Annotated in this window: 18 protein-coding genes, 3 pseudogenes and 1 riboswitch; of the genes and pseudogenes, 12 read left to right on the forward strand and 9 right to left on the reverse strand. The window is 38.2% G+C overall.

Annotated features, from left to right (window positions below; all coding sequences use genetic code 11):
* Positions 1-337: 337 nt before the first annotated feature.
* The 5 genes and pseudogenes from PVV63_RS08285 to PVV63_RS08305 all read left to right on the forward strand — a co-directional run bounded on the left by PVV63_RS08285 (position 338) and on the right by PVV63_RS08305 (position 4,063).
* Complete coding sequence (locus PVV63_RS08285; protein WP_273791455.1) at positions 338-730, forward strand: Fur family transcriptional regulator; 393 nt, start codon at positions 338-340, stop codon at positions 728-730.
* A gap of 173 nt (positions 731-903) precedes the next feature.
* A pseudogene (locus PVV63_RS08290) lies at positions 904-1,063 on the forward strand (HlyD family secretion protein); the annotation flags it as partial.
* Positions 1,060-1,203 (forward strand): annotated as a pseudogene (locus PVV63_RS08295) (transcriptional repressor); the annotation flags it as partial. The pseudogenes PVV63_RS08290 and PVV63_RS08295, both read left to right, overlap by 4 nt.
* A 173-nt stretch (positions 1,204-1,376) precedes the next feature.
* Complete coding sequence (locus PVV63_RS08300; protein WP_273791456.1) at positions 1,377-2,471, forward strand: HlyD family secretion protein; 1,095 nt, start codon at positions 1,377-1,379, stop codon at positions 2,469-2,471.
* A gap of 20 nt (positions 2,472-2,491) precedes the next feature.
* A complete protein-coding gene (locus PVV63_RS08305; protein ID WP_273791457.1) occupies positions 2,492-4,063 on the forward strand; it encodes a DHA2 family efflux MFS transporter permease subunit in 1,572 nt (523 codons plus the stop codon).
* Positions 4,064-5,205: 1,142 nt separating this feature from the next.
* Here the strand turns inward: PVV63_RS08305 and PVV63_RS08310 are convergent.
* The 3 genes from PVV63_RS08310 to PVV63_RS08320 all read right to left on the reverse strand — a co-directional run bounded on the left by PVV63_RS08310 (position 5,206) and on the right by PVV63_RS08320 (position 9,157).
* Entirely contained in the window at positions 5,206-5,790 is a 585-nt protein-coding gene (locus tag PVV63_RS08310; RefSeq protein ID WP_273791458.1) for a GNAT family N-acetyltransferase, read from the reverse strand.
* 74 nt (positions 5,791-5,864) lie between these two features.
* Positions 5,865-6,998 (reverse strand): type III PLP-dependent enzyme, encoded by a 1,134-nt coding sequence (locus tag PVV63_RS08315; protein WP_273791459.1) that lies wholly within the window; start codon positions 6,996-6,998, stop codon positions 5,865-5,867.
* A 1,241-nt stretch (positions 6,999-8,239) separates the two neighbouring features.
* A complete protein-coding gene (locus tag PVV63_RS08320) occupies positions 8,240-9,157 on the reverse strand; it encodes a rhodanese-related sulfurtransferase (RefSeq protein ID WP_273791460.1) in 918 nt (305 codons plus the stop codon).
* Positions 9,158-9,272: 115 nt separating this feature from the next.
* On the opposite strand from PVV63_RS08320, the gene eda reads away from it, so the two are divergent.
* Positions 9,273-9,938: a bifunctional 4-hydroxy-2-oxoglutarate aldolase/2-dehydro-3-deoxy-phosphogluconate aldolase gene (gene eda / locus PVV63_RS08325; RefSeq protein WP_273791461.1), complete on the forward strand. Its 666-nt coding sequence runs from the start codon at positions 9,273-9,275 to the stop codon at positions 9,936-9,938.
* Here eda and PVV63_RS08330 read toward each other — a convergent pair.
* Both PVV63_RS08330 and PVV63_RS08335 read right to left on the reverse strand, forming a co-directional pair.
* Positions 9,917-10,350, reverse strand: a pseudogene (locus PVV63_RS08330) (ferredoxin--NADP reductase); the annotation flags it as partial. The gene eda and the pseudogene PVV63_RS08330 sit on opposite strands and share 22 nt — an antisense overlap.
* An 18-nt stretch (positions 10,351-10,368) precedes the next feature.
* Positions 10,369-11,196: a ferredoxin--NADP reductase gene (locus tag PVV63_RS08335; protein ID WP_273791462.1), complete on the reverse strand. Its 828-nt coding sequence runs from the start codon at positions 11,194-11,196 to the stop codon at positions 10,369-10,371.
* An 804-nt stretch (positions 11,197-12,000) separates the two neighbouring features.
* Here PVV63_RS08335 and alr point away from each other — a divergent pair.
* The gene (gene alr / locus PVV63_RS08340; protein ID WP_273791463.1) at positions 12,001-13,116 is read left to right on the forward strand and encodes an alanine racemase; all 1,116 of its coding nucleotides are present in this window, start codon (positions 12,001-12,003) and stop codon (positions 13,114-13,116) included.
* A 1,534-nt stretch (positions 13,117-14,650) separates the two neighbouring features.
* Here alr and gcvP read toward each other — a convergent pair.
* From gcvP to gcvT, 3 genes are read right to left on the reverse strand one after another with little or no spacing between them, the layout of a single operon-like run.
* Positions 14,651-17,446 (reverse strand): aminomethyl-transferring glycine dehydrogenase, encoded by a 2,796-nt coding sequence (gcvP, locus tag PVV63_RS08345; protein WP_273791475.1) that lies wholly within the window; start codon positions 17,444-17,446, stop codon positions 14,651-14,653.
* A 5-nt stretch (positions 17,447-17,451) separates the two neighbouring features.
* Positions 17,452-17,820 (reverse strand): glycine cleavage system protein GcvH, encoded by a 369-nt coding sequence (gene gcvH, locus PVV63_RS08350; protein ID WP_273723568.1) that lies wholly within the window; start codon positions 17,818-17,820, stop codon positions 17,452-17,454.
* Positions 17,821-17,826: 6 nt separating this feature from the next.
* A complete protein-coding gene (gene gcvT / locus PVV63_RS08355) occupies positions 17,827-18,939 on the reverse strand; it encodes a glycine cleavage system aminomethyltransferase GcvT (protein ID WP_273791464.1) in 1,113 nt (370 codons plus the stop codon).
* A gap of 136 nt (positions 18,940-19,075) precedes the next feature.
* Positions 19,076-19,173, reverse strand: a riboswitch (glycine riboswitch).
* A gap of 449 nt (positions 19,174-19,622) precedes the next feature.
* On the opposite strand from gcvT, the gene PVV63_RS08360 reads away from it, so the two are divergent.
* The 4 genes from PVV63_RS08360 to PVV63_RS08375 all read left to right on the forward strand — a co-directional run bounded on the left by PVV63_RS08360 (position 19,623) and on the right by PVV63_RS08375 (position 23,897).
* On the forward strand, positions 19,623-20,285 hold the full coding sequence (locus PVV63_RS08360; protein WP_273791465.1) for an LON peptidase substrate-binding domain-containing protein: 663 nt from the start codon (positions 19,623-19,625) through the stop codon (positions 20,283-20,285).
* A gap of 13 nt (positions 20,286-20,298) precedes the next feature.
* Positions 20,299-20,505: a Trm112 family protein gene (locus PVV63_RS08365; protein ID WP_273791466.1), complete on the forward strand. Its 207-nt coding sequence runs from the start codon at positions 20,299-20,301 to the stop codon at positions 20,503-20,505.
* Between the two features lie 944 nt (positions 20,506-21,449).
* Complete coding sequence (locus tag PVV63_RS08370) at positions 21,450-21,917, forward strand: helix-turn-helix transcriptional regulator (protein WP_273791467.1); 468 nt, start codon at positions 21,450-21,452, stop codon at positions 21,915-21,917.
* A gap of 948 nt (positions 21,918-22,865) precedes the next feature.
* A complete protein-coding gene (locus PVV63_RS08375) occupies positions 22,866-23,897 on the forward strand; it encodes an aspartate-semialdehyde dehydrogenase (protein ID WP_273791468.1) in 1,032 nt (343 codons plus the stop codon).
* A gap of 283 nt (positions 23,898-24,180) precedes the next feature.
* Here the strand turns inward: PVV63_RS08375 and PVV63_RS08380 are convergent, their stop codons facing one another.
* A complete protein-coding gene (locus tag PVV63_RS08380; protein WP_273791469.1) occupies positions 24,181-24,819 on the reverse strand; it encodes an SH3 domain-containing protein in 639 nt (212 codons plus the stop codon).
* Between the two features lie 503 nt (positions 24,820-25,322).
* Between PVV63_RS08380 and PVV63_RS08385 the strand changes: the two genes are divergently transcribed.
* Positions 25,323-26,141 carry a MetQ/NlpA family ABC transporter substrate-binding protein gene (locus PVV63_RS08385; protein WP_273791470.1) on the forward strand — a complete coding sequence of 273 codons (819 nt, stop codon included), beginning with the start codon at positions 25,323-25,325 and terminating at the stop codon, positions 26,139-26,141.
* Positions 26,142-26,152 lie beyond the last annotated feature (11 nt).

A 26,152-nucleotide genomic window follows, 5' to 3' on the forward strand; every position in this document is an offset into this window, starting at 1 on the left:
TACTCGTCGTATATAGTACTCTTTCAATCAAAGAGTCAATATCATTTTTTATTTTTTTTTAAATAAAATAACCCAAACATTTCCAATAAAATATTGTAACAAAAAATCCTATTTCAAGACATTATTGGAAAAATAAGAAGCGTATAAAAGTTTCTTGCTGGATAGCAGCGGCTTTCAGATTATAATACCCCTCCCCTCACAACGGTTGCAACTTTTCTTACATATCGCAATGATGTCATGTAAACGGCTAAAGATTAGAGTACATATTCTATAATCACCATTGCATAAATATCTTACACGCTTTATGCTTTTCCATGGGAGCAAAAGGAAGATGTCAATGTCATCTAAACTGACGCGTAACCAAACATTGGTTTTAAATACTTTAAAAAATGCAAAAGGGCCTTTAAGTGCTTATGCGATTCTCAATAACTTACGCGAAGAAGGTTTTCGCGCACCTCTCCAAGTTTATCGTGCGTTAGAAAAACTCGTACAGTTAAAGTGTATTCATCGTCTTGAAAGTGTAAATGCCTTTATGGTCTGTTTACACCCTGAAAACTGTCAACATGAACTTACAACGTTTATAATTTGCGAAAACTGTGGCACAGTCAACGAAATACAAAATCAAACGATTGTATCAAGTTTAAAACAGATGGTTCAAGCGGTTGGCTTCCAAGCACACAAAAGCACCCTAGAAGTACGAGGTCTTTGTAAAAAATGCGCAATAAAATAAGACATCTAACTTGAAAATAAGATCTCTAACTTGCAAGTTTATATATTTAGTATTATGTAGCAGGGATCGCCTTATTGTTGGAAAAGCTCTTATCGTCCGTGCATATATCACCCTACCCTAGAGTGAGAGGCTTATTATACTCGTTAGAACATAAATATTGAAAGTATAAAATCATGTCCGTATCTGAGACCATTTTTTCAACAAAAAATCTCGATAAAATGAAACGAAAAAAAGTAATCAAAGCTCTTCATTATCGTCTTTGCGCTTTTTGTACTTTGGTTTAGCTATAAGTGGACGACGCAATGGTGTTATATGCTGTCCACTGAAGATGCCTAAACTGTGGCACAGTCAACGAAATACAAAATCAAACGATTGTATCAAGTTTAAAACAGATGGTTCAAGCGGTTGGCTTCCAAGCACACAAAAGCACCCTAGAAGTACGAGGTCTTTGTAAAAAATGCGCAATAAAATAAGACATCTAACTTGGAAATAAGATCTCTAACTTGCAAGTTTATATATTTAGCATTATGTAGCAGGAATCGCCTTATTGTTGGAAAAGCTCTTATCGTCCGTGCATATATCACCCTACCCTAGAGTGAGAGGCTTATTATACTCGTTAGAACATAAATATTGAAAGTATAAAATCATGTCCGTATCTGAGACCATTTTTTCAACAAAAAATCTCGATAAAACGAAACGAAAAAAAGTAATCAAGGCTCTTCTTATCGTCTTTGCGCTTTTTGTACTTTGGTTTAGCTATAAGTGGACGACGCAATGGCGTTATATGCTGTCCACTGAAGATGCCTATGTGCAAGGAGATATAGCCGCTATTGCGACTAAATTAAATGGATATATTGAAAAAATTGCCATTAAAGCCAACCAAGTTGTAAAAAAGGACGATGTTTTATTTTACCTAGACAATGGTGATTATCAAATAGCCTTGGATCAAACAGAAGCGCATCTTAACACACAGAAAAAAACACTTCTACGCATTGATGCGCAAATCACAGCCGCTCGTAGTTCTTTAGATGATGCAAAAGCACAAAAAGCAGCCGCTTCAGCCATAGCAACCAATGCACAACTCACCTTAAAACGTGTAACAGAACTGAAAGCCAATCGTTATGCTCCTCAATCCAATGTTGATGATGCCAAATCCGCTTATGAACAAGCCATTGCGAATGTTAACAGAGCGGATGCAAAAATGGCTTCAGCACGTGCAAATATCCGAGTGCTAGAAGCACAACGAAGTGAAACAGAAAGCGAAACAAAGAGTTTAGAGCTCTCGCGTAAAAAAGCACAACGTGATCTTGATTCGACCATTATACGAGCGCCATTTGATGGAGTTATAGGAAATTTAACAGCAAAAACGGGAGATTTTGTTGTAAATGGCCAACGTCTTGCGGCGTTAGTCCCCATACATGCACTTTATATTGAAGCAAACTATAAAGAAACACAGCTACAAGACATTCATACCGGACAAAAAGCTTATATTTCTGTTGATGCCTTCGAAGATGATGTTTTTACAGGAACAGTGCTTTCTATTTCGCCCGCAACAGGCGCTGTTTTTTCTCTTCTGCCTCCACAAAATGCTACCGGTAACTTTACAAAGATTGTCCAGCGCATTCCCGTACGTATTTCTATTCCAGAAGAAGTCTTAAAAACCGGACATATCCGAGCAGGAATGAGTGTTTCAGTGAAAATTGATACACGTACAAAGCCACAAGATAAAAGTCTCTTATAAAAAAAGTAGAAGATCTTACTATGACATCTTCCATACCAGAGCTCATACAGTCTCAAGAACGCATAGGAATGCGCAAAATTGTAGTTTTTATTGCTATGTCTTTTGGCATGTTTATGGCAATCTTAGATATCCAAATCGTTTCCTCTTCTTTAGCTGAAATTCAAGCGGGTCTTACAGCAAGCTCTGAAGAAATTTCATGGGTTCAAACCTCCTATCTCATCGCTGAAGTCATCATGTTGCCGCTTTCTGGATTTTTAGGAAGATTGCTTTCAACACGTGTTTTCTTCACCATATCAGCGATCGGGTTTACGATTACTTCTGTTCTTTGTGCAACAGCAACATCTATTGGAGAGATGATTTTGTATCGCGCACTACAAGGTTTTATTGGTGGAGGAATTATCCCAAGCGTTTTTGTCGCCTCTTATGTTCTTTTTCCTCCGTCCAAACGCCCAATTGTTACCCCTATTGTTGGACTAGTAGCAACATTGGCCCCCACCATTGGTCCAACCGTGGGAGGCTATATTTGTCATCTCTCATCATGGCATTGGCTCTTTCTCATCAATGTACCCTGCGGGATTATCATCTCAATTCTCGCTTGGAAATTAATTGATTTTGATAAAGCTGATCCCTCTTTAATGAAGAAGTTTGATTGGTTAGGATTCATTTCTATGGCTACTTTCTTGGGAACTTTAGAGTATATTCTAGAAGAAGGAGCACGTCATGATTGGCTGAGTGATACGCTGATTCGGGATTTGTTCATTACCATGATTCTTGCTGCAGCCTTATTCTTCTGGCGTGCTTTTACAGTAAAAGAACCCATTGTAGATCTCTCTACTTTTTCTAATTTTAATTTTTCAGCTGCATCCATTTTTTCCTTTTCATTGGGAATAGGCCTTTATGGACTCACGTACCTTTATCCTGTCTATTTAAGCCAAATCCGCCACTTTGATGCCCTCATGATTGGAGAAACATTGTTTCTTTCAGGATTCGTCATGTTATTAACTGCCCCGCTTGCTGGATTTCTTTCAGCACGAATGGATGCACGTTTAATGATGGCAATAGGACTTTTTGGTTTTGCAATAGGTATTTGGATGGCGAGCTCTATCACAGATAACTGGGATTTTTGGCAGCTTTTTTGGCCGCAAGTTTTCCGTGGTGCTTCTGTAATGTTATGTATGGTTCCTATTAATAATATTGCCTTGGGAACACTCCCACCAGAACGGATGCAAAATGCTTCTGGACTCTTTAATCTCACCCGGAATCTAGGTGGGGCTGTAGGGCTTGCCATTATCAACACTCTCATAACAAAACGCACAGACTTCCATCATGAACGAATAGCCGAAACTCTTAACTACGCAAACAGACAAGCAACTGAAATGCTTTCAAATCTTACTGTATTATTCAAAACAGAAACCTTTGATTCCTATACTCTGGCTCTTTCTCAATTGTTTGGTATGGTACGCATACAAGCAACCATTATGGCTATTAGTGATATTTTCTTTATCATAACCATCATTTTTGGTGTTTTGACATTTATGACCATGTTTCTCAAAAAAATACCACCTCTCATGGATTCACCACCAAATCACTAAGCTTAATTAAAATTGAGAAATATTTTTTATCCTTATCACTTTGCTCGTTTCCTATGCACTTTATCTTGTCTCAAGAGACAGTATAAATAAACATATGATTCTAAATGATTCTTCTGATAAAAATTCTTTTAATGCGGGCTCTTTCCGCACTTAAAAACAACTTCTCGCATACAAAAATTGTTCTAGATGATAATAAACAAAGAGCTTATCTAAAGTGCTCCACACCATAAAGATAAAGCAGCCATTTCTATAAGATTTTTGATTTATCACCATAGGGCACAAAAGATTAAATCTCTCATCTATCTACCCCCTTTTTACGCTACTATCCTCATAAAAACTATTTTGTTAAGATTCTGTGCCCTTCACTCTTTTGATTCTTACAAGAATATTCATAAAAGATTTATGATTCTTGTGATTTTTATTCACGCACATATTTCTCTTATAATGTGTAGGATAACGTTTTTTTTGATTCTGAATGCAAAATTTTACATGAGAAAATCATTTTGTATTTGATACTCTCATGCCAATTGCAAAACGATTTACCTTTATAGCAAAAAAGTAATGATATATTTTTTTCAAAAAAGCTGCTTTTAAACATGTAATTTTATTTTTTTACACTCTTTAAAAAAAGCTGATACTTACAATTTTGATTCTACTGCTACATATTTTTCTTTCTTAAGCCCCTTTTCTTTCAACTAGAGCTGAAATTGTATAAAATTTCTCAAAATATCTCTCTATTGAATCAATCAAAACCATTCCCTTGCACATAAAAAGCAAAGAAATAAAAACTGTTTAAGAAAAAAGTAAAATATCCAACCGTTTTGATGCAAGATTTATCAACGATATTGAAAACTGGAAAACTGTATGATGATAGCGACTTTAAAAGAACACAAGACAACTCAAAAATCCGGTTCCTTCAGTATTATAAAATAAGACACTATTTCAAAAAATGAGCTTAAAATATATTCTTACTCACTTAACTGAAATTATCAAAAATAAGAAACCAGCCCCATAAAGAAAAAGCCATATAATAAAATCGCAATACAACTCCCCAAAACTTTGTACCGCTAAATACCTTGGCACTATCAAAACGGTATGCTCTTCTCAATGGCAGCTGCTGAAAAACGAAATAAACACTATCTTCAAGCGACTTTATGATGCTGAAAACGATTTGAAACTTCTCGTTCTCCACTAGGAACCAAAGTGCCATAACACCCAGAAAGATAATGTGGTATCAGTTCCAACGCTTGAAAGCGATGTTTTTCGTAAGGACCAGGCATTGCCAAATTTTCTGTTAAACTATTTGAAAAGCCAAAACGTTGATAAAATTCAAAATCCCCTACCAGCAAAATGGCGCCATATCCCAATTTTTTTGCTGTTTCAATTGCATGGCGGACTAAAATTGATCCTATTCCCATACCAGCACATTCAGACGCAACAGCCAAGGGGCCTAAAAGTAAAGCATGTTGTGTTTCATTTTTTTCTTTAGAAAAAGAAACATGCCAAAGACGGACACTTCCCACAAGCTCTCCAAGCACATTTTTAACCACAAAAGAGAGCCCTTGAGCAGCCAAACGACCACGACGTAAAACCTCTGATGATTTACGTTTACGTCCATACCCCATCATTGAATCAAGCAAATTTTCTCGATAAGGCTTATCGGCTTCTTGCTCTAATAAAAGTGTAAAACATGCCCCATCTTTTGTTTGAAAATTAATCATGTTCATCTCTATAACCGCCCTCTTACAGCGCCATGACGAGCATAGCAAAAAATCTAAAAAACTATAGTTAAAAGGAAATGTCAGATCACATATGATCGTAAAGGCTCAAAACCATTAAAAGCAACCGATGCGTAAGTTGTTGTGTAAGCACCCGTTCCATGAATCAATATTTCATCTCCTATCGTTAGGGATAGAGGAAGCGGATAAGGTGTTTTTTCATAGAGAACATCTGCCGAATCGCATGTCGGTCCAGCCAAAATACAAGGCTCCATCACCTTATCATCATGAGGTGTCTCAATAGGATAACGAATGGCTTCATCCATAGTCTCAGCAAGACCATTAAATTTCCCAATATCAAGATAAACCCATCGTACATTATCGTTATCAGCTTTTTTAGATATTAGAACAACTTCTGTACGAATAACACCAGCATTGCCAACCATCGCACGTCCTGGCTCAATAATCGTCTCAGGGATACGATTACCAAAATGCTTTTTCAATGAATCAAAAACTGCTGTACCATAAGCTTGTTCTGTAGGGACATCTTTCAAATAACGCGTTGGAAAACCGCCCCCCATATTCACCAACCTTAGTGAAATGCCTTCTTGTTCCAAACGCTTAAACACTGTAGAAGCATCCGATAAAGCACGATCCCACGCACTCAAATCAACCTGCTGAGATCCAACATGAAAAGAAACACCATAGGCTTGCAAACCCAATTGGTGTGCCCGTCTTAGAACATCAACCGCCATATCTGGAACACAACCAAATTTGCGTGACAATGGCCACTCTGCACCTTTGCCATCGGTAAGAACACGGCAAAAAACACGTGCTCCTGGAGCAACACGCGCAATTTTTTCCACTTCTTCAACACAATCAACAGCATAAAGTGAAACTCCCAATGCATATGCTCGTGCAATATCACGCTCTTTTTTAATCGTATTTCCAAAAGAAATACGCTCTGACGTTGCTCCTGCTTTTAAAGCCATTTCAATTTCTGCAACAGAAGCCGCATCAAAAGAAGATCCTAAAGAACTTAGCAAACGCAAGATTTCAGGAGCTGGATTTGCCTTTATTGCGTAAAAAATACGAGACTGCGGCAGAGCTTTTTCAAAATTTAAATAGTTATCACGAACAACATCAAGGTCAACAATTAAGCATGGACCTTCAGAACGATGTGTTGCAAGAAAATCGCGAATACGTTGCGTTGCCATCTGCAATTCTCCTTGAGGGAACGCTCCCCCACTCTATGCTTAGACAGCCAAAGCTGCCAAAAGCTAAAGGACAAAAAACACACAACAACCATCCCCATTCTGATTACAAAAAACCAGAAATTAGCATTGCATGCTGCGAAAGAACAGCGCGAAACCGCGTTATTCTATTTTATATGCCTTTTTGATTGGAGTTGAGAAAACCACTTCCGCACTGAAGGCAATGAGGTGTGCCTCTATAGTTATCCCAGCATTTAAAAGCTGGAAGACACCAGAAAGGCCCGCACCGTCGTTGCTTCAAGATGTCCTCATTCTTGCAATTGGCTGTAAGAATGACTGGAGCGGTTAGTTCCAGGTACCGTACCGGTTAATCTCACCATTTGAGAACCAGCGGACACCCACAGGCACGTGCGACTTTGGGCAAGGCATCCTATAAAACGAATTCTTTCTCATTTCAATCATTTTTTTAATTTTAAACATTTTTTAATTCTTAAAGATAAAATGATGCGAAAAAACAACACTCTCCCCCACCAAACAAGGTCATTCATCCACTTTCATGGGATCACTCCCCTCATGTAAAACAGAATACCCCAAACGGAATATAGTTGGGTTGTATCTTCACGTACTTTCTTTAAAGAAACATTTCTTAAAGTGCTCGAGCCAACTTCACACCAGCGCCCATAAATGATAGAATAGTACCCCCAATAAAATAATATAAAATCTATTGAACCCACTATTTTTAGGCTTCATAAAAGAGCAAGCTGATCATCATCACACACTAAGCCCCCAATGTTGTGACAGCCCTTGACATTTGAGACGATTAATAAGAGGCACGTCCTTCTTGTATTGTTTTACTCCACGTGACTTTCCCCGCTTGTAACGTGGAAGAGATATGGTTTTTATTGATTCAACCATAGAAACAGGCTTGGAATGAGAGAATCCTGACGATATTTAGATCTCTTATTCAAGATGTAAATAGCCAATTATTATAAATCAATGTGCTAAATTGTTCGTAAATGACTTTTCTATTTTAAAATGAAAAGTATTTGAAATACTCAATCCTATAAAATCAAAGAAAGCAAACAATCTATAATGATTACTTATAAGTCAAATAATTTAACATAAACAAAAAGACCGAATAATATCCGGTCTTATAAAATATTTTTCTACTAATATTAAAAAACTCTTCTCTCTTAAATTTAAGAGAAAAACGCTACAATTTAAAGCCCTACACTGCGATATCCTTATGTCCCTTGATGAGAATCAATTGCACGCAACTTCAACAATTGAAACTGCCTATGGCGCTCACGAAAGCGCTCTCTATCGGCTTCACTACGCGTGTTATAACAAGCATCACAGGAAACACCTTCCTCATAATGAGGCGATAGTTTGCTTTCAGCATTAAGAGGAGAACGACACGCGCGACATAATTCGCGTCCACATTCTTCAAGACCATGATGAACAGAAACACGCTCATCAAAAACAAAACACTCACCCCACCATAAACTTTTCTCTTTTGGAATTTTTTCTAAATATTTGAGAATACCTCCTTTTAGATGGTAGACTTGCTCATAACCAAGATCACGAACATAAGCTGTTGATTTTTCACACCGAATACCACCTGTACAAAACATGGCAATTTTCTTTTTTTTCTTTAACTCAGCCTCATGTTTACGCACCCATTCAGGAAATTCGCGAAATGTTTTAATCTGCGGATCAATCGCTCCTTGAAAACTCCCTATTGCATATTCATAATCATTACGCGTATCGATCAAAATTGTCTCTTCATCTTGAATAAGAGCATTCCAATCTTCAGGATCCACATACGTACCAACAACTTTTAGCGGATCAACCCCTTCAACCCCCATTGTTACAATCTCTTTTTTCAACCGCACTTTCATGCGATGAAAAGGCATTTTTGATGCCCATGAATATTTAATCTCCGGCGTTTGAAACGCTGGTTCAGCCATAATAAAGTCCACCAATGCCTCAATTGCCGCACAAGAACCAGCAACTGTTCCATTAATTCCCTCTTGTGCTAAAAGCAGAGTGCCTTTGATATCCTTTGCTTGACATAATTCCTGCAAAGGTTTTTGTAATTGATGATAATGTTTCAAATCTGCAAAGCAATAAAGTGCAGCAACTTTAAAATTCTTTTCCATGTGTTTTGCCATAACGCGCGTTTCATTCAATTTCAAGATTTATTCATGTACTCTTTAACATATTGTGCTTAATCAAACGATACAAACAATATCATCTCCAAGAAGAAAAAATATCATGTGCCAAAAAAGAGAAAAGCTTTTATTATATCTCCAAGGACAAACTGTTATACCTGTTTTGCTCATTGACAATCTACAAAGTGCTGTACCCTTAACACGCGCTCTTGTCAAAGGTGGATTAAAAACAATTGAGATCACCTTGCGAACACCAAATGCCCTCAAAGCAATTCAGAAAATTACACAAGAAGTCCCTGAAGCAATTGTTGGAGCCGGCACAATTCTCAACACAACACATTACGAAAAAGCCGAACAAGCTGGAGCCAAGTTTATTGTAAGCCCCGGATTATCCAATGAACTAATCAATTGTGCAAAAAATAGTGAAATTCCCCTTCTTCCCGCTGCAATGACCCCAAGTGAACTCATGCAAGCATTAAACAAAGGCTATTCATATCTTAAATTTTTCCCTGCTGAAGCTGCTGGAGGTATTTCCTTCATTGAAGCTTTAGCATCTCCCTTCTCTGATATCCGGTTTTGCCCAACAGGCGGTATTACACAAAAAAGTGCAACACAATGGCTCCAACTGCCCAATGTCTTCTGCGTTGGTGGTTCTTGGATAGCGCCCCAACAACTCATTGCAATAAGTGATTGGGATTCGATTACTGCATTAGCATATACCGCATCACAACTTCCCTCTCCCTCGAAAAAAGCTCTTTCTACAATATAATATAAAGTGCAAGAATATCAGCCCCTTCAACAAGACCAAAGCTTTCACACATCCTTGCGCAATCTTTTAACATTGCCATGGAACCACAAATCATCACCCGATCTTCATCGAGATGAATTTTGGGGAGTGCTATTGTTTCAAAAAAGCACCTACTCTCCATAACAGTCGTAATACGCCCCATATGCTCAGAAAGCTCACAAGTAGCCATAGGATAAAATTTCAACTGTTGTGCATATGCCCCAATGAATGAATCTTGTTGCAAAGAGAAAACAAGATCTTTTGCACAAATTAACTCATTCTTTTCGCGCGTTATTTAAATAAGAACAACTTCTGAAAATTTTTCATAAGTGTCAGAATCACGAATAAAGCTTGCAAAAGGAAAAAACCCGTACCGCTTTGAAAGAAGATAAAGCACCAATTTTCCCACCCATTACTCCACAAAAGCGCGCTCTACAACATAAGTAGCAGGAGCATTATTGGCCCCTTCAACAAGACCAAAGCTTTCACACATCCTTGCGCAATCTTTTAACATTGCCATGGAACCACAAATCATCACCCGATCTTCATCAGGATGAATTTTAGGAAGGCCAGTTGTTTCAAAAAAGTCCCCACTTTCCATAACAGTCGTAATACGCCCCATATGCTCAGAAGATTCACGAGTAGTCATAGGATAAAATCTCAACTGTTGTGCATACTCTCCAATGAGTGGATCTTGTTGCAAAGAGGAAACAAGATCTTTTGCATAAATTAACTCATTCTTTTCGCGCGTTGTTTGAATAAGGACAACTTCTGCAAACTTTTCATAAGTTTCAGGATCACGAATAAGGCTTGCAAAAGGAGCAATTCCCGTCCCAGTTGAAAGAAGATAAAGACGTTTTCCAGGAATAAGAGCATCAAGAACCAGCGTTCCTGTAGATTTTTTACGCATGAGAACTGTATCACCAATTTTAATTTTTTGGAGATGCTCGGTTAAAGGTCCCCCTGGAACTTTTATCGAAAAAAACTCAAGCTGTTCATCCCAAAAGGGGCTTGCAATCGAATAAGCGCGATAAATCGGCTTTTCTGCATTTGGCAAACCGATCATAACAAACTCACCCGAACGAAAACGAAAACTTTCCGGGCGATTCAGACGGAATTTAAATAACCGATCTGTGTAGTGACAAACCTCTTGGACAGTAAGGGCGAACACATTCTCAGGAATCGGAAAATTTGCAACGCTGCTGATGCTTGACGGAACATTGGTAGCAGACGTATTCATACTCTTCCCTATATTTTATTGAACGTTAAATTTCGAATCCTTGACGTGATATAGTACTTGCACAACCATCTGCCAACAATTTTCTTAAAACAAAAGCCTCAAGGTTAACACTTTTATGTCAAAATTAAATAAATGAATCTAGCGCGCGCTATCAGCGATAAAATTGATTTCACTTAAAACCAATCAAAGACTAGAAAGTAAATATTGGATACCCAATCCATCTTGAAAATAAATAATATCCAAATCAACGGGTTTTCTAAGTCAACAGTTTTTAATGTATCAGAAAATGTTTACACACTGTTTTCCATTTAACAAAAATAATTTTAAGTGCATAAGACGACATCCAAAATTGCACAGATAAGTGATCTTTCCCCTCATGGTAAAAAACTTGTAATGCATTGATTTAACGTGGTTAATTTAATCATTTTATCTTCTCTGAATAAGCAGCCAATGCAATATTTAATCAAAACAATCGCACCAGCAACAACAGCCTAATATTGCACTCTTCAAAATGATACAATACAATAAACTATGTTTTATTTTTTATATGCCTAAACTAGGGAAAATAAGTAAAAAGTTTATGTTTTACAAATTATTAGAAGATACCATGTTGATAACAACACAAATAAAACTAAAGTATCTCTTATATCCAAAGTAGCATTTTACATAAAAAACGACTTTAATGGCAGTATAGGATTCTTATGATTTTGACCATAGAAAATAGTGCCTTTCCCTATATCGTAAAGAACCTCAATGAAATAACCAAAAAACCCCGTATTTCACGAACACAGATAAGCTTTTAAAATGAAAAAATCCGTTAATGATGAAATAGATACATCACTCTATGCAGCTGTAGCAACCGTCGATGTCAGTGCCATTGTTGCCAATTATATCACTTTAGCCAAACGTGTAGCTCCAACACAATGTTCAGCAGTTGTAAAAGCAAACGCCTATGGATTAGGAGCTCACAAAATTGCTCCTGCCCTTTATCAAGCTGGTTGTCGCACTTTTTTTGTCGCCCAAATCATAGAAGCACTCCAATTAAAAAGCATTTTACCATCAAATGTCACGATTTCCCTTCTGAATGGACTTCCACACTTAGCAGAAGAGTTTGTCGCACAATCTGGTATTGTTCCTGTTCTAAACTCTTGGAATGCCATTGAAAATTGGCAAAAAATTTGTCAAAAAAAAGATAAAAAATTTCCAGCAATTGTTCAAATCGATACCCATATGAACCGATTAGGACTTAATCAAAAAGAATTACAAAAACTCATCAAACACCCTACAATTTTCGAAAAAGCAGAAATAAAATATATTCTTAGTCACCTTTCTAACGGAGAAGATGATACCCATCCATCAAATTATGCCCAATTGACTGCTTTCAAAACGATCCTTGCGCAAGTGCCTGCTTGCAAAGTTTCCTTTGCCAATTCTGGAGGTATCTTTCTAGGATCAGATTTTTATTTTGATCTTGTTCGCCCCGGTATTGCACTTTACGGAATCGCCCCCCAAGAAAAACACACATCCCTTCTAAAACCTGTTTTAAGACTTGAAGCCCAAGTCATTCAAAGCCGCGTTGTTGATATAGGAGCACCTATTGGTTATGGAGAAAGCTTTATAACCAACAGACCAAGCACTCTTGCAACCATTTCTATAGGCTACGCAGACGGCTGGCTCCGTGCTCTTTCGAATAAAGGAACAGTTTATTTCAACGGGCACAAACTTCCCATGGTTGGGCGGGTTTCTATGGATTCCATTATTGTAGATACGACCGATCTTGAACAAAAACCTCAAACAGGTGACTGGGTAGAACTCATTGGCCCCCATCAAACACTTGAAAAAGTATCTATAGATGCCGATACCCTTCCCAATGAAATTCTAACATCTCTTGGCTCCCGCTATAAATACATTTACACATAAAAACTCTTAAAAAAAATAAATTGATAAAAATCATCCTTTTAGAAAATTGAGGGGCTTTTACAAAAGATTTTACAACAATCAACCACATAGAATGGTCATAGACACCGTGCATTCACAGAAATCTCAAAACAGACAAGTTGATGGACTGTTTTATGGAAGTAGCTTTCACCCAAAATACAAAAACTTAGCCTTTCCCCATAAATTGACAAAAAAGCATCTACTACAAAGTTTTTAAAATTAACTGCCCAATTAAAATCATTCGCTTGCATACCACAAGCTGAACTATGTGTAGATAAAAATGATTTAAGAAAGGAATAATACCTCTTATGAACCATAGTGCCAAGGGCTATAAACATTAGGCGCTGGAAAAGTGTATGATAGTGCCCAGCTTACTCCGTTATGAAGCGTAAAGATTGGGGGGGATCAATGGATTTACCCTTACACCATTCACGAGCGCCGTCGCGAAATGGGATTGGGAGCGAAGTGTCTCTTTAAAACAAACACGTGAATTAACAACTCAAGTATATTCTTTTTGGAGCGTTCTGTTTTACATGAGGATCATTCCCCCACTAAAGAACACAATAAATATAAAGTATGGAGCAATGTGTAATCCCCATTATTAAAAAAATATTGCTTTAAATGCTTTTGAAAGCCGCAAAGCTGAATTAAGAGGAGATGACAAACTGAGGATTGATTTTCACCTTTACGGCTTTACATTTTCCCAAAATTAGATTGTCTTCCAGTTTCAAAGGTTACGTCAACAGAAATACACAATCCCCCCGACCTCATCTGACAGACAAAAGCAGGAACGACTCATAAAGCTCTTTTTTTCTCAATCTCTGACTTAAAACATGTCGCTGCGTTAAGTTTGGATATTGATTTACAGGCAACAGCGAAAGAACACGAGCTCTTAGAAAAACAGCGCCGTAAAGTCACAAACTGACCTGCAATGAAGTGGAAAGATGTGCCGGCTTTTATAAGACCCCTTGTAAAAAACAACCATAATACATTTGGCTTTGCGTTTGCTCATTCTGACAGGTGTTCTTACATATTTTTGCGTCATATTTATAAAAAGCAGATTAAAGAGAAATATTTAGACAATTCTTGACTCGAAAAGATGCAACAACAGAGTTTCGCGTGTCTTTATCATCAAAAACATTAAATTTGATTTTATTCTTTCTACAACCGGTCGTCGTCACCTTAGTGAGAAGTAGTATATCACAACACATGCAACAGACGTGCCCCTATCCTCATAGGTTTCACTCTCGTTTACATGAATTAGCTGGCTAGACCGATGCCGACTAGTCACTAAAACCATGTCATACGGTAGAAGACAAAGGAGAGCATGCCTATTGCCGACAAAACACAGCTTTTTTGTCGACTTTTTCGATTTTGCTCATGTTGTAAAAAAACAATGCAAAATTCTAGAAAATAGACAAATAACGCCATCATGATCAACAAGTAAAAAACCCACACAAAATGTGTGGGCTTTTTTTGTTTATGCAAATAAATAAATTAAATACATATTTGTTATTTAATAGGTATTTCCCAATGGCGGGCACGAACAAATGAGCATTCTGTCTCCCGCAACATTATCAATACGCGATACAGGAGGCCAATATTTATTGGCTGGATCAAGAGAACTGTTGGGAAAAGCAGCTTCTTGTCGCGAATAGGGTCGTGCCCAAGCATCACCTAAAGTATCTGCCACTGTATGAGGGGCATTCACCAATGGATTATTGTCTTTTGGCCAAACCCCATTCCCAACTTTTTTCGCTTCTTCAGCAATAGAGAGTAAAGCATCACAAAAACGATCAATCTCTGCTTTTGGTTCTGATTCCGTTGGCTCAATCATCAAAGTTCCCGGAACAGGGAACGACATCGTGGGCGCATGAAATCCATAATCAATGAGACGTTTTGCAATATCATCAACACTCACCCCATACTGCTCTTTCAACACGCGTGTATCCACAATACATTCGTGCGCAACACGTCCATGCTTGCCCCGATAAAGAATGGAATAAGCGGCTGAAAGACGTGCCGCAATATAATTGGCATTTAAAATGGCTATTTGTGTTGCATATTTTAAGCCATCAGCCCCCATCATTCGAATATACATCCATGTAATCGCAAGAATAGATGCACTTCCATAAGGAGCAGCAGAAACCGCATGTGTTGTCCCATCCTGTTCATGACCTGGTAAGAATGGTTTGAGATGCGCTGCAACTCCAATTGGTCCCATACCAGGACCACCACCACCATGAGGAATGGCAAATGTTTTATGAAGATTCATATGACAAACATCAGCGCCAATATCCGCAGGACGAGCAAGACCCACAAGGGCATTGAGATTAGCACCATCAAAATAAACTTGTCCGCCATTTTCATGAATAATAGAACAAATTTCCTTAATGCTTTCCTCGTAAACACCATGGGTTGAAGGATAAGTAATCATGAGAGCAGCCAATTTATCTTTATGCAATTGCGCTTTCATTTTGAGATCGTCTACATCAACATCACCATCGCTTAAACATTTTACCACAACGACTTCCATCCCTGCCATATGGGCCGAAGCTGGATTGGTACCATGCGCAGATGCAGGAATAAGACAAACTGTACGTTGATGTTCTCCCCGTGATTGGTAATATCGTCGGATAGCCAAAAGCCCAGCATATTCACCTTGAGCACCAGAATTTGGCTGAAAAGAAACTTGCGCAAATCCTGTAATTTCGCACAACCACGCATTTAACTGGTTAATCATCTCCAAATATCCCGCTGCATCCTCTTGTGAAACAAAGGGGTGTATATTGGCCATGCTCGCCCAACTTACAGGCATTAGTTCAGCCGCGGCATTAAGCTTCATTGTACAAGAACCAAGAGGGATCATAGCACGGTCCAGCGCCAAATCCTTATCCGCCAAACGACGCAAAAAGCGCATCATATCTGTCTCTGAATGAACAGCATGAAAAAAAGGCTGAGAAAGAAAAGCAGCATCCCGTTTTTTTCCAAAAAGTCGTGGAGAAACCTGATCGCCTAATTGTGCCCCAAAAAGCTGCGCTAAAGCACCAGCATCTTCTTCTGTCGATAATTCATCAAAATTGATTGCAATAGTGTCATCATCGAGAACACGAATAAGGCGTCCACCTATTTTGGCTTGATGCGCAATCTCTCGCGCTTTTCCCTTAACAGAAATACTCACACAATCAAAAAAGCTTTTCCCTTCAACATGAACCCCTGCTGCTTCTAAACCAGCAACAAAACGACATGTTAAATGATGAATTCGCTGCGCAATTTCTTGTAAGCCTTTTGGCCCATGCCAAACAGCATAAGCGGTTGCCATATTAGCCAATAAAGCCTGCGCTGTACAAATATTTGACGTCGCTTTATCGCGCCGAATATGTTGTTCGCGTGTTTGCAAAGCTAAACGAAAACCAACACGCCCTCTCGTATCCACGGATTGACCAACAATACGCCCTGGAATAAGCCGCGTTAACGCATCACTCACGGCAAGGTAACCAGCATGTGGACCACCAAATCCCATCGGAACGCCATAACGCTGCATAGAGCCAACAACGATATCTGCCCCCCATTGAGCCGGTGGCTCCATAAGGGTAAGCGCTAAAGGATCAGCCACAACGATAACTAAAGCTCCCTTTTCCTTTGCCTCTTTTATGATCTCACTGTAATCATGAAAAGCACCTTTTGTATCTGGCCAAGATAAAACAATTGCTGCTGTATCAGAAGCAATTTCGCCATTTTGGCTAATCTGAATCCCTTGTGTTTCAGCACGCGTTTGTGCAACACTCAAAATCTGAGGATGTAAAAGACTCTGAAGAGAAATTTTTGTTTTTTTCTCACGGAAAAAGCGAAAAGCAAGGGCATTGGCTTCAGCTAAAGCAGTTGCTTCATCAAGAAGAGAAGCAGCCGCAACCGGTAAACCTGTTAGTTCACTCACCAATGTCTGAAAATAAAACAAAAGTTCTAAACGACCCTGGCTAATTTCTGCTTGATAAGGCGTATAAGCAGTATACCAAGCAGGATTTTCAAACAGATTTCGTAAAATAACTGGAGGCACATGAGTTCCATGATATCCTTGCCCAATAAAACTTTTGTGCACACAATTACGCTCCATCATCTTGGAGAGTTCTTCCAAGGCTTGTCCTTCACTAGCAGCCTTTGGCAAATTAAGTGAACGTCCCAAATGGATAGAGTGTGGAACTGCTTGAGAAATGAGTGTATCAACACAATCAAGCTCTAAAACATCAAGCATTTTTTGTGTTTCATCAGGTCGCAGCCCAATATGTCGAGAAGAGAAAGAATGCTCGATCATGATACTCATCCAATCAAAGCCTTATAAGCATCTTTATCCAACAACCCTTCCAGTTGTGTCTCATCCTGCAATGTCATTTTCCATAACCAGCCTTCTGTTTCGGCTTTCTGATTTACCAATTCAGGATTATCAGCCAATGCTTCATTGATTTCGACCACTTCACCATCAAGAGGAGCATAAACATCTGAAGCGGCTTTCACCGATTCCACAACAGCAGCTGCCTCTCCTTTGGAGAGTTTTGTCCCACTTTGTGGTAAATCAACAAAAACCAAATCCCCTAATTGCTCTTGCGCATAATGCGTAACCCCAACAGTCACCACTTTTCCTTCAACGCTAAGCCATTCATGGTCTTGTGTAAAATAAGTTTTAGACATAAAAAATCATCCTTTAAAATAACGTTGTTCAACAAAGGGAAGTGAATGAACTGATAATACAATCTTTTTGCCTCGCAGTTCTGTAAAGACTTGTGTCCCTTCAACTTTAAAATCAACAGGAACATAACCCATCGCGACAGGACCATCAAAAGAAGGACCAAAACCACCTGATGTTACAACTCCAATCTCATTACCTTGATCATCAAGAAGCACCGCACCAGCCCGAATAGGTTGGCGCGTTTGCGGTTTTAATCCAACACGACAACGAGCAGGTCCTTTTTGCAGTGCTTCAAGAAAAGCCCTCGCACCATAAAATTGTGCTTTTTCTCGAACACTTTTAGGAACAGCCCATGTTAGAGCCGCATCAATAGGTGTCGTATCAGGGGTAATATCATTTCCATGCAAACACAGCCCTGCTTCCAACCGCAAGCTATCGCGTGCTGCAAGTCCAATCCACTCAACACGAGAATCACTCAGCAATTTTTCAGCTAACATATGCGCATGCCCTATAGGCAAAGCAATTTCAAAACCATCCTCTCCCGTATAACCAGAACGCGTTATAAACCAATCCTGTTGTGGTTCGAATCCTTGCATAAAGAACAATTCATTCCCTGGTAAATCGGCATCAGCAAGAACAGCGGCCGCTTCAGGACCTTGAAGAGCAAGCAATACCCTTTCAAGAGCAATCACTTGACATTCAAAATCAACCGCACGCTTTTCCAATTCTACAAAATCAGCCTGTGCATTACCGGCATTGGCGACCAACATAAAACGGCCCTCTTCCAAACGAGTAATGATAAGATCATCAAGAATACCAGCCTGCTCATTAAGCAAGTAATTATACCGTGAGTGCCCAATCTTTAAAGCTGCTGCATCAATGGGAAAAGCATAGGACAAAAATTCCACGGCTTGTGCCCCTTCAACCGCAATCAATTTCATATGAGAAATATCAAAAAGTCCTGCATGTGCACGCGTATGAAGATGTTCTTTCAAAACGCCAAGAGGATAAGTTAAAGGCATGTTCCAGCCCGCAAAAGCACCAAATTTTGCTCCTGCTTTTTCATGCAAATCATATAAAGGAAGTGTTTTTAAAAAAGATGTTTCTTGTGTTGTGCCCATAATAACTCCAAAGCTGCGCTAACGCCCACAGAATATGGCCGTCTCTGCCCCCTCTGTCATCAACCTGAGAGACTCGCGAAAAGATTTTTCGCTTACACCTTCGGCGCGGGTTCTCCCGACTTTCCAGATCTGCCTTCTTCCTTTTACGGTCCTTAAAGCCTGAGAGATTATGGGCTATTTCCCCTTCGGCGGCAATGCGAAAATTTGCAATCTGCACTCTCCCGCAAAAGAATGAAAGAAACAATAACGCTCTTTCCAGCATATTTAAACCTATAGCCTATCTTTATCACACTGTCATTAGTAAAGTGATGAAAATGTTCTCATTTTAAAACTTGCATAAGCTACTTCAAAAGATTTATAATAGTGTCCTTTTGAACCTTACAAAAATTGCAAGGAACACATTTTAGGAAATTTAAGACAAAAATCAAAAGCTATAAACAAAAATACCTCTTGAAAATCATGCAAAACGTCACACACTAAAAAGATCGCAAAGCAATATTCTTTCGCGCGCAGTTCAACCTTAAAGATAGGGTTTCATATTCTTTATTTAGAATTAAGGACTTCAAGTATTTTATAAGTATGATTTTAATGCACAAGAAGTGGTTTTTCTGCTTTACTCCATAGTGTCATAAATTGCGACTATCTACAGACTAAAACTACCGAACAAAGGTGACAAAATACTCATGAAAGCTGGTAATATCTCTTACAATTGCGAAAATGATCTTCCAAAGCAAATTGCTCTTTTTCCTTTAGAAGGTGCACTCTTACTACCCGGTGGTTTTTTATCACTCAACATTTTTGAACCAGAATCACTTGAAATGATTGAAAACGTTATGGTAACTGATCGTCTATTGGGCATTATTCAACCACTTTCATCGGATACAGACCGCTTCTCTACACAACTTTATAAAACAGGCTGTATAGGGCGCATTACAAACTACAGTGAAACAGGAAATGGACAACTGTTCATTATCTTACAAGGTGTTTGCCGCTTCACCTTAGAACAAGAATTGACAAACACAAAATCCTATCGAACAGCTCTCATCCAATCAAACATAAAAGACTTGCAAGAATTTGATATTGAAGAAAACATTAACCGAGAGAACTTACTCGACGTTGTAGAAAAATATCTAACCATACATGAAATGGAATATAATTGGAGCAGTATCATAGAAGCCCCTACACCTATATTGGTTAATGCTTTTTCAGCCCTTATCCCCTTTACACCAGCAGAAAAACAAGCTCTCCTTGAAGCTCCAGATATCGAAAGCCGTGCTCAAACTCTTCTTGCATTAACAGAGCGCTCACTCATGAAACAAACAAGAACAGATTACCGCTTAAACTAATGAATGTCCCAACATGAAAAAAATGACCACAGATCCCAAAATGCTCGAATTGCTCGTCTGCCCAATGACGAAAGGCACTCTCTCTTTCAACCGAAAAACTCAAGAACTCATTTCTCTCAAAGCCAAACTTGCCTATCCTATTCGTGATGGCGTTCCCATTATGCTTGCTTCAGAAGCGCGCCCTTTGCAAAACAATGAAGAAATAACGCATAAAAAATAAAAAACCCTCATGCAATTTTCCTCTACAAGCCCACTGCTATCAATCCTCTATCAATATGATATCTCAATATCTACGATTTCTGAAAAAAGAGTTTTACAATAAAGATATTTATATCGCTTTACACCTTGTAACAAAAGCCAAAAATATCATCAGATTTATCTCATTCCAGCCTGTTCATACTGAAGCAATCAAAAACATTCGCTTGCACCACACAAGCATCTGAACAAAAACAATTAAAAAAGGGAATAAAAATGGCTCTTCTGAACTTCTTAAAAGCAAGAATTATAATAACATTTTGAACCAACTCAGGTAAATGAAATTTATTTATTAAATATAAGATTGTTATATTTCATGAACTTTACGTTATACCCTTCACGAGCAACATGTTTGAGATACCTCGATTTAAGATGAAGAAAAACGATAAGCTGTATCATCTTATGTATACCATATCGGGACAAGAATATTTATCTGTTTGTTTACTTTTCAAAGCGGGGAAACAGCCTAATTTTGGGGAGAAAACATAAAATCGTAAAGGAGAAAATCACCCCATTACCTTGCCATCACCCTTTAATTTCGCTTTACAATTTTTACAAGTATCTAAAGTATCTCAAGCAATATTTTTATGTATAATATACGCATTAATTACGTGAAAACTTGAAAAAACAAACAAGAAACACTGTTGTAATTTCAATTGACGATTGAAAGTAATTGCCTTATGAAGGAGGCTTGTGTTTTTGGTTGTATACGCGACAATCAAATAGGGTCTGGAAGCCCGAAAAACTCAAACTAGAAATAAAACCGCTTTTGCGGATATCCCAGAATTTCCGGGGGCTCTTGTTATGTCCAAGTGCTTTCAGCACTAAAAGCAAGGGGCTGTTTTGAGTCAGCACTTCCAGACCCCGGAATACTAATGCGAGGGCGCTCGCAACCGGTGGGGACATCAAGTGAAAGCCAAAAATCTACATTTTTACGATATTTCTTTAGGCCAAAAAATTCGCTTCAGAAGAAATGTCATGGGTTTTTCTCAAAAACAATTAGGAAGTCATTTAGGCGTAACATTCCAACAAATCCAAAAGTATGAAAAAGGCTTAAATCGCGTAAGTGCAAGACGTTTACAGGAAATTGCTCATATATTAGATGTTCCCGTTTCCTTCTTTTATGCTGATAGCGCAAAAAAAGAAGAGAGCCCCTATCATTGTGATGACAGAATAGCAAGCAAAGCAGAATATTTACTTTTAAAAAATTTCAGAATACTGACCCGCAAAAAACAAAGAGCAATTTTGCAGTTGATTTCTGATGAAAAAATGACCCCTTATTTTCATAAATTCACTGAAAGGACAATCAACGTCCTTAATAATCTTGACAAGAATTGTGACTGTCTCCCCACACCTCATGAGAATGAAAATTCTTAATCTAATCTGATTTGTAAATAATCCGAATTCTAACGAGTTTAACTTAGAAATAGCACGTTGATTTATAATGATAATCTAACGTTATTGATATTGAATAAGTGTTTCGAATATCGTAAAATTCTTTCATTTCAAACGTGTTCTATATTGAATCAATCAAAATCTCTTGTTTGCACAACACAAGCAAAGTTGGCGTGTGAGTAAAAATGTACAAAAAGGCATACCTCTTATTGAATCGTCTCACATACCAAGAGCTGTAACGACATTGGGTGCTAAAAAATGTATGATGGTGCTAACTTGCTCTTTTATTAAACGTAAATATGGGAGTGTTCAACGGCTTTTCACTCATATGACTCACTTAAACAAAAGGCTCTCCAAACAAGCCTAAGAATATTCCCACACACTAAAAAAACACTTAAATATATCGAGAAAGATTAAAGATCTTATACCACCATACTACAAAGATTGATATTTATAGCAAAATAGGATTAAAGTAAAAATAAGAAATATAAAGTAAAAAATAGACACGAAAAAAATATATGTATAACTTTCATAAGAATTTATCTATATATGGATACTTAAGTTTATTCTGTTGTGCCATAAATTCTATCATTTAAGGTATGAGGGCATGAAGCACGCATACCTCCTTAAAAAATTCAAAAGTGTGAAGGTAAACAATTGACAGAAGATAAGGAATTCACTTAATTAAAGTGTTTTCTAAAGAGATAATAGCTTAGCGTAAAATATTCAATTTTTTCAATTCTGAAAGATTAAAAAAGACGTATCATTTGAAATAAAACAATTTATTGTGCTAACGATGATGATTGCTGTGCACAAAATTGAGTTGTTGAAAATCAAAAATATAATTTAATGATGTTCCTTGACCAACTCACTCTCTCCTGAGTATAGCACGGGGAATAAATGTGGAGAGACATGAGGAGTATATAGAAAATGAGTTTTAAAGTTGCAATTGTCGGCGCGACCGGAAATGTTGGTCGTGAAATGCTTACAATTTTAGAAGAACGTGGTTTTCCTGCGCATGAAATTGTCCCTCTAGCATCACGACGCTCATTAGGACAAGAAGTTTCTTATGGAGATAAAACTTTAAAAGTAAAAGCACTGGATACTTACGATTTTTCTGACACAGACTTTTGTCTTATGTCTGCGGGAGGAAGCATTTCCAAAGAATACGCCCCTAAAATCGCTGCTGCCGGCTGTGTCGTCATCGATAATTCCTCCACGTGGCGCTATGATGCCAATGTTCCGTTAATAGTCCCTGAAGTCAATGGCGAAGCTATAAATGCCTTTTCTAAGCGTAATATTATAGCAAATCCTAATTGTTCAACAATTCAACTGGTCTTAGCTTTAAAACCTCTCCATGATGCTGCAATCATTAAACGTGTTGTTGTCTCTACATATCAATCGGTTTCTGGAGCTGGTAAAGAAGGAATGGACGAACTTTTCGAACAATCACGTGCAGTTTTTGTTGCAGACCCAATTACATCAAAAAAATTCACTAAACGTATTGCCTTTAATGTCATTCCTCATATCGATGTTTTCATGGAAGATGGTTATACAAAAGAAGAATGGAAAATGACGGTTGAGACGAAGAAAATTCTCGATCCGAAAATTAAATTAACGGCCACTGCTGTTCGGGTCCCTGTCTTTATCGGTCATGCCGAAGCCGTCCATGTTGAATTTGAAAAACCACTAAGCGCATCTGAAGCACAAGCGCTCCTCCGCGATGCACCAGGCTGTCAGCTTATCGATAAACACGAAGATGGTGGTTATACCACACCTTATGAAGGTACCGGAGAAGATGATACCTTTATTAGTCGTGTTCGTGAAGATATCACCGTTGAAAATGGTTTAGCTTTCTGGGTTGTCGCCGATAATTTAAGAAAAGGAGCAGCATTGAATGCCGTTCAAATTGCTGAATTGCTCATTTCTCGTAATTTGATAAAGCCTAAGTCCGCAAATTAATGCCCTGTCCGAAAAGATGAAGAGCCCTAACCGGTCTGTCAAAAGTCCGGCTTCTCTTCAGTATAATCTTTTCCAGCTGATGATTCATATCACCATCCTAAAGAACCATAATTCGAGGTATTGACAAATTTTACTCTGAATATCCTTGAATGCCTCACCACCTTAAGTTAAGCATTGCCGCCTTAATACCATTTTACGGTACAATAGGATCAGCAGCATAAGCATTTTTTGCTTTATGCTGCTGATCCTATTTGTCATTCCGGTTGTGAAATTAACTTTACCCTTATCGAGCAGGATAGGTCACGACACGGTAACGCGTTTCATTACGTTCAAAATTTTTGTAATTGACATTATTAGGAAAGGAGGGATTATAAGCACTCACGTGCTTTACAGAAACGCCTTGTGCTTTTTGCGACGGATTTAAAATTGTTCGTTCATCCCTTTTTTTTACACCTGTAGAATCGATAATCACATCTGTTCTGTATAGTTTTTGCATATTTTTCCGTGTTTTTTGAATCGCCGGAAGAGCTTTAAAGTCGGAAACAGCCTGTTTTACTTTTTCTTTTGGCGATTTTACCATGGCTTTTGATTTTACAGGCATCCTTTTAAAAGCAATGGTAGGAACATTGTTAACATTGACGTAACGTGCAGATGCCCAACCAACTTTTCCGTGATAACCAAGAGAACACCAAGTTTTATTGGATAGGCAGCCATAAATTTGCACTTTTGCTCCCATTGGAACCATTGCGATAACTTTATAAGCTGTCGCAGGACCTGTGCGTAAAGATACCTGACCTGATGCAACACGAGCAACTGTTCCTGTAATGGTTCCAGCTTCTGCGTGAAAAGCAGTCACAGCCACCTCTGACGCTCCCAAAGCCCATAAAATCATTGTTGTTGATAAAAATTTCTTTCTTAACATTATTTTTCTTCCTCTCTAAAACATGTGAAGGGCAAAATTTCGCCTTTACAAAAATTTGCCGCGTTTAAATCCAATGATCAGCAACCTTTATCCCCCCAAAGACCCCACAACATTGCAACAAAATCTCTCTTTATCGCCTACACGAACACGGCCTTTTGATCTTGATTGTGCAGTATGTTCTTCATGAATTTACGGCTAAAGCATCATCTGATTGTCCGGTTCTTCAACCAATCGTCCCTTAAAGAAGTTTTTTAAGTGTCATTGGTTCCCTCAACAAATGATTGCAATAGAAGAATTGATTGCCCGAATTTCAGAGCATTTCTGAGAATGAATGATGATCAGCCCTCAAAACAACTAAAATAGAAGGAAAAATAATACTCTTTAAAAAATAAAAGTGATTGAATATTCTCTAAAGCTTGTATAACTTTAAATCTCCCTAAAAAAATACAGAGCATATTGACACTTCCCTCAAAAAATCTCCTGGAAAAGAAAGTTAAAAGTACATGACATTAAAATTTTTTTCTCGTAGTCGGATTATAGGATTATTCCTCTCTCTCTTTGCTCTTTTTTTATCTACGGTCTTTGTCATGGCTACAGACAAATCAAAAATCAAACTTGGTATTATGGAAGGGCGGGATGCGATTATTTGGAAAACTGCTGCCGAACAGGCTAAAAAAGACGGTTTAGATATTGAACTCGTTTATTTTTCTGATTACGCTTTGCCTAATGACGCTGTTAACGCAGGAGAGATCGATGCGAATGCTTTTCAGCACGCCCCTTATCTTAATGAACAAATGAAACAACGTGGCTATAAACTTTCAATTGTCGGCTATACATTTATTGCTCCAATCGGTGTTTATTCACACAAAATAAAAGACTTAAAAGATCTTCGTGATGGTGCACATGTTGGTATTCCGAACGACCCATCTAATGGTGGAAGAGCCTTACTTCTTCTCAATTCTTTAGGTCTCATTAAATTAAAAGATCCTCATAATATTCTTGCATCTCCGCTTGATATTATCGAAAATCCTAAAAACCTGCAAATTCGTGAGCTCGATGCCGGTATGTTAGGGCGAGCTATTGACGATTTTGATCTTGCAATTATAAACACAAACTGGGCTATTGTTTCCGGATTAAACTTCGAAAAAGATGTAGTCGCATGGGAGAGCGCAAAAAATAATCCTTATGATAATATCATCGTTGTACGCACGAGCGAAAAAGATGAGCCATGGGTTAAAAAATTAGTTGCCGCTTACAATAACGATCTTATCCGTGCAAAAATCAAAGAGATTTTTGGCAAAACCGCCCAAACATCTTGGTAATTGTGCCAAGT

The organism is Bartonella sp. CM31XJBT (genome assembly GCF_028618555.1).
Classification (GTDB): Bacteria; Pseudomonadota; Alphaproteobacteria; order Rhizobiales; family Rhizobiaceae; genus Bartonella.

Excerpts from the sequence above, each read along its gene's own strand:
- PVV63_RS08285 (WP_273791455.1), top strand. The coding sequence starts at position 338 with ATGTCATCTAAACTGACGCGTAACCAAACATTGGTTTTAAATACTTTA.
- PVV63_RS08300 (WP_273791456.1), top strand. The coding sequence starts at position 1,377 with ATGTCCGTATCTGAGACCATTTTTTCAACAAAAAATCTCGATAAAACG.
- PVV63_RS08305 (WP_273791457.1), top strand. The coding sequence starts at position 2,492 with ATGACATCTTCCATACCAGAGCTCATACAGTCTCAAGAACGCATAGGA.
- PVV63_RS08310 (WP_273791458.1), bottom strand. The coding sequence starts at position 5,790 with ATGAACATGATTAATTTTCAAACAAAAGATGGGGCATGTTTTACACTT.
- PVV63_RS08315 (WP_273791459.1), bottom strand. The coding sequence starts at position 6,998 with ATGGCAACGCAACGTATTCGCGATTTTCTTGCAACACATCGTTCTGAA.
- PVV63_RS08320 (WP_273791460.1), bottom strand. The coding sequence starts at position 9,157 with ATGGAAAAGAATTTTAAAGTTGCTGCACTTTATTGCTTTGCAGATTTG.
- eda (WP_273791461.1), top strand. The coding sequence starts at position 9,273 with ATGTGCCAAAAAAGAGAAAAGCTTTTATTATATCTCCAAGGACAAACT.
- PVV63_RS08335 (WP_273791462.1), bottom strand. The coding sequence starts at position 11,196 with ATGAATACGTCTGCTACCAATGTTCCGTCAAGCATCAGCAGCGTTGCA.
- alr (WP_273791463.1), top strand. The coding sequence starts at position 12,001 with ATGAAAAAATCCGTTAATGATGAAATAGATACATCACTCTATGCAGCT.
- gcvP (WP_273791475.1), bottom strand. The coding sequence starts at position 17,446 with ATGATCGAGCATTCTTTCTCTTCTCGACATATTGGGCTGCGACCTGAT.
- gcvH (WP_273723568.1), bottom strand. The coding sequence starts at position 17,820 with ATGTCTAAAACTTATTTTACACAAGACCATGAATGGCTTAGCGTTGAA.
- gcvT (WP_273791464.1), bottom strand. The coding sequence starts at position 18,939 with ATGGGCACAACACAAGAAACATCTTTTTTAAAAACACTTCCTTTATAT.
- PVV63_RS08360 (WP_273791465.1), top strand. The coding sequence starts at position 19,623 with ATGAAAGCTGGTAATATCTCTTACAATTGCGAAAATGATCTTCCAAAG.
- PVV63_RS08365 (WP_273791466.1), top strand. The coding sequence starts at position 20,299 with ATGAAAAAAATGACCACAGATCCCAAAATGCTCGAATTGCTCGTCTGC.
- PVV63_RS08375 (WP_273791468.1), top strand. The coding sequence starts at position 22,866 with ATGAGTTTTAAAGTTGCAATTGTCGGCGCGACCGGAAATGTTGGTCGT.
- PVV63_RS08380 (WP_273791469.1), bottom strand. The coding sequence starts at position 24,819 with ATGTTAAGAAAGAAATTTTTATCAACAACAATGATTTTATGGGCTTTG.
- PVV63_RS08385 (WP_273791470.1), top strand. The coding sequence starts at position 25,323 with ATGACATTAAAATTTTTTTCTCGTAGTCGGATTATAGGATTATTCCTC.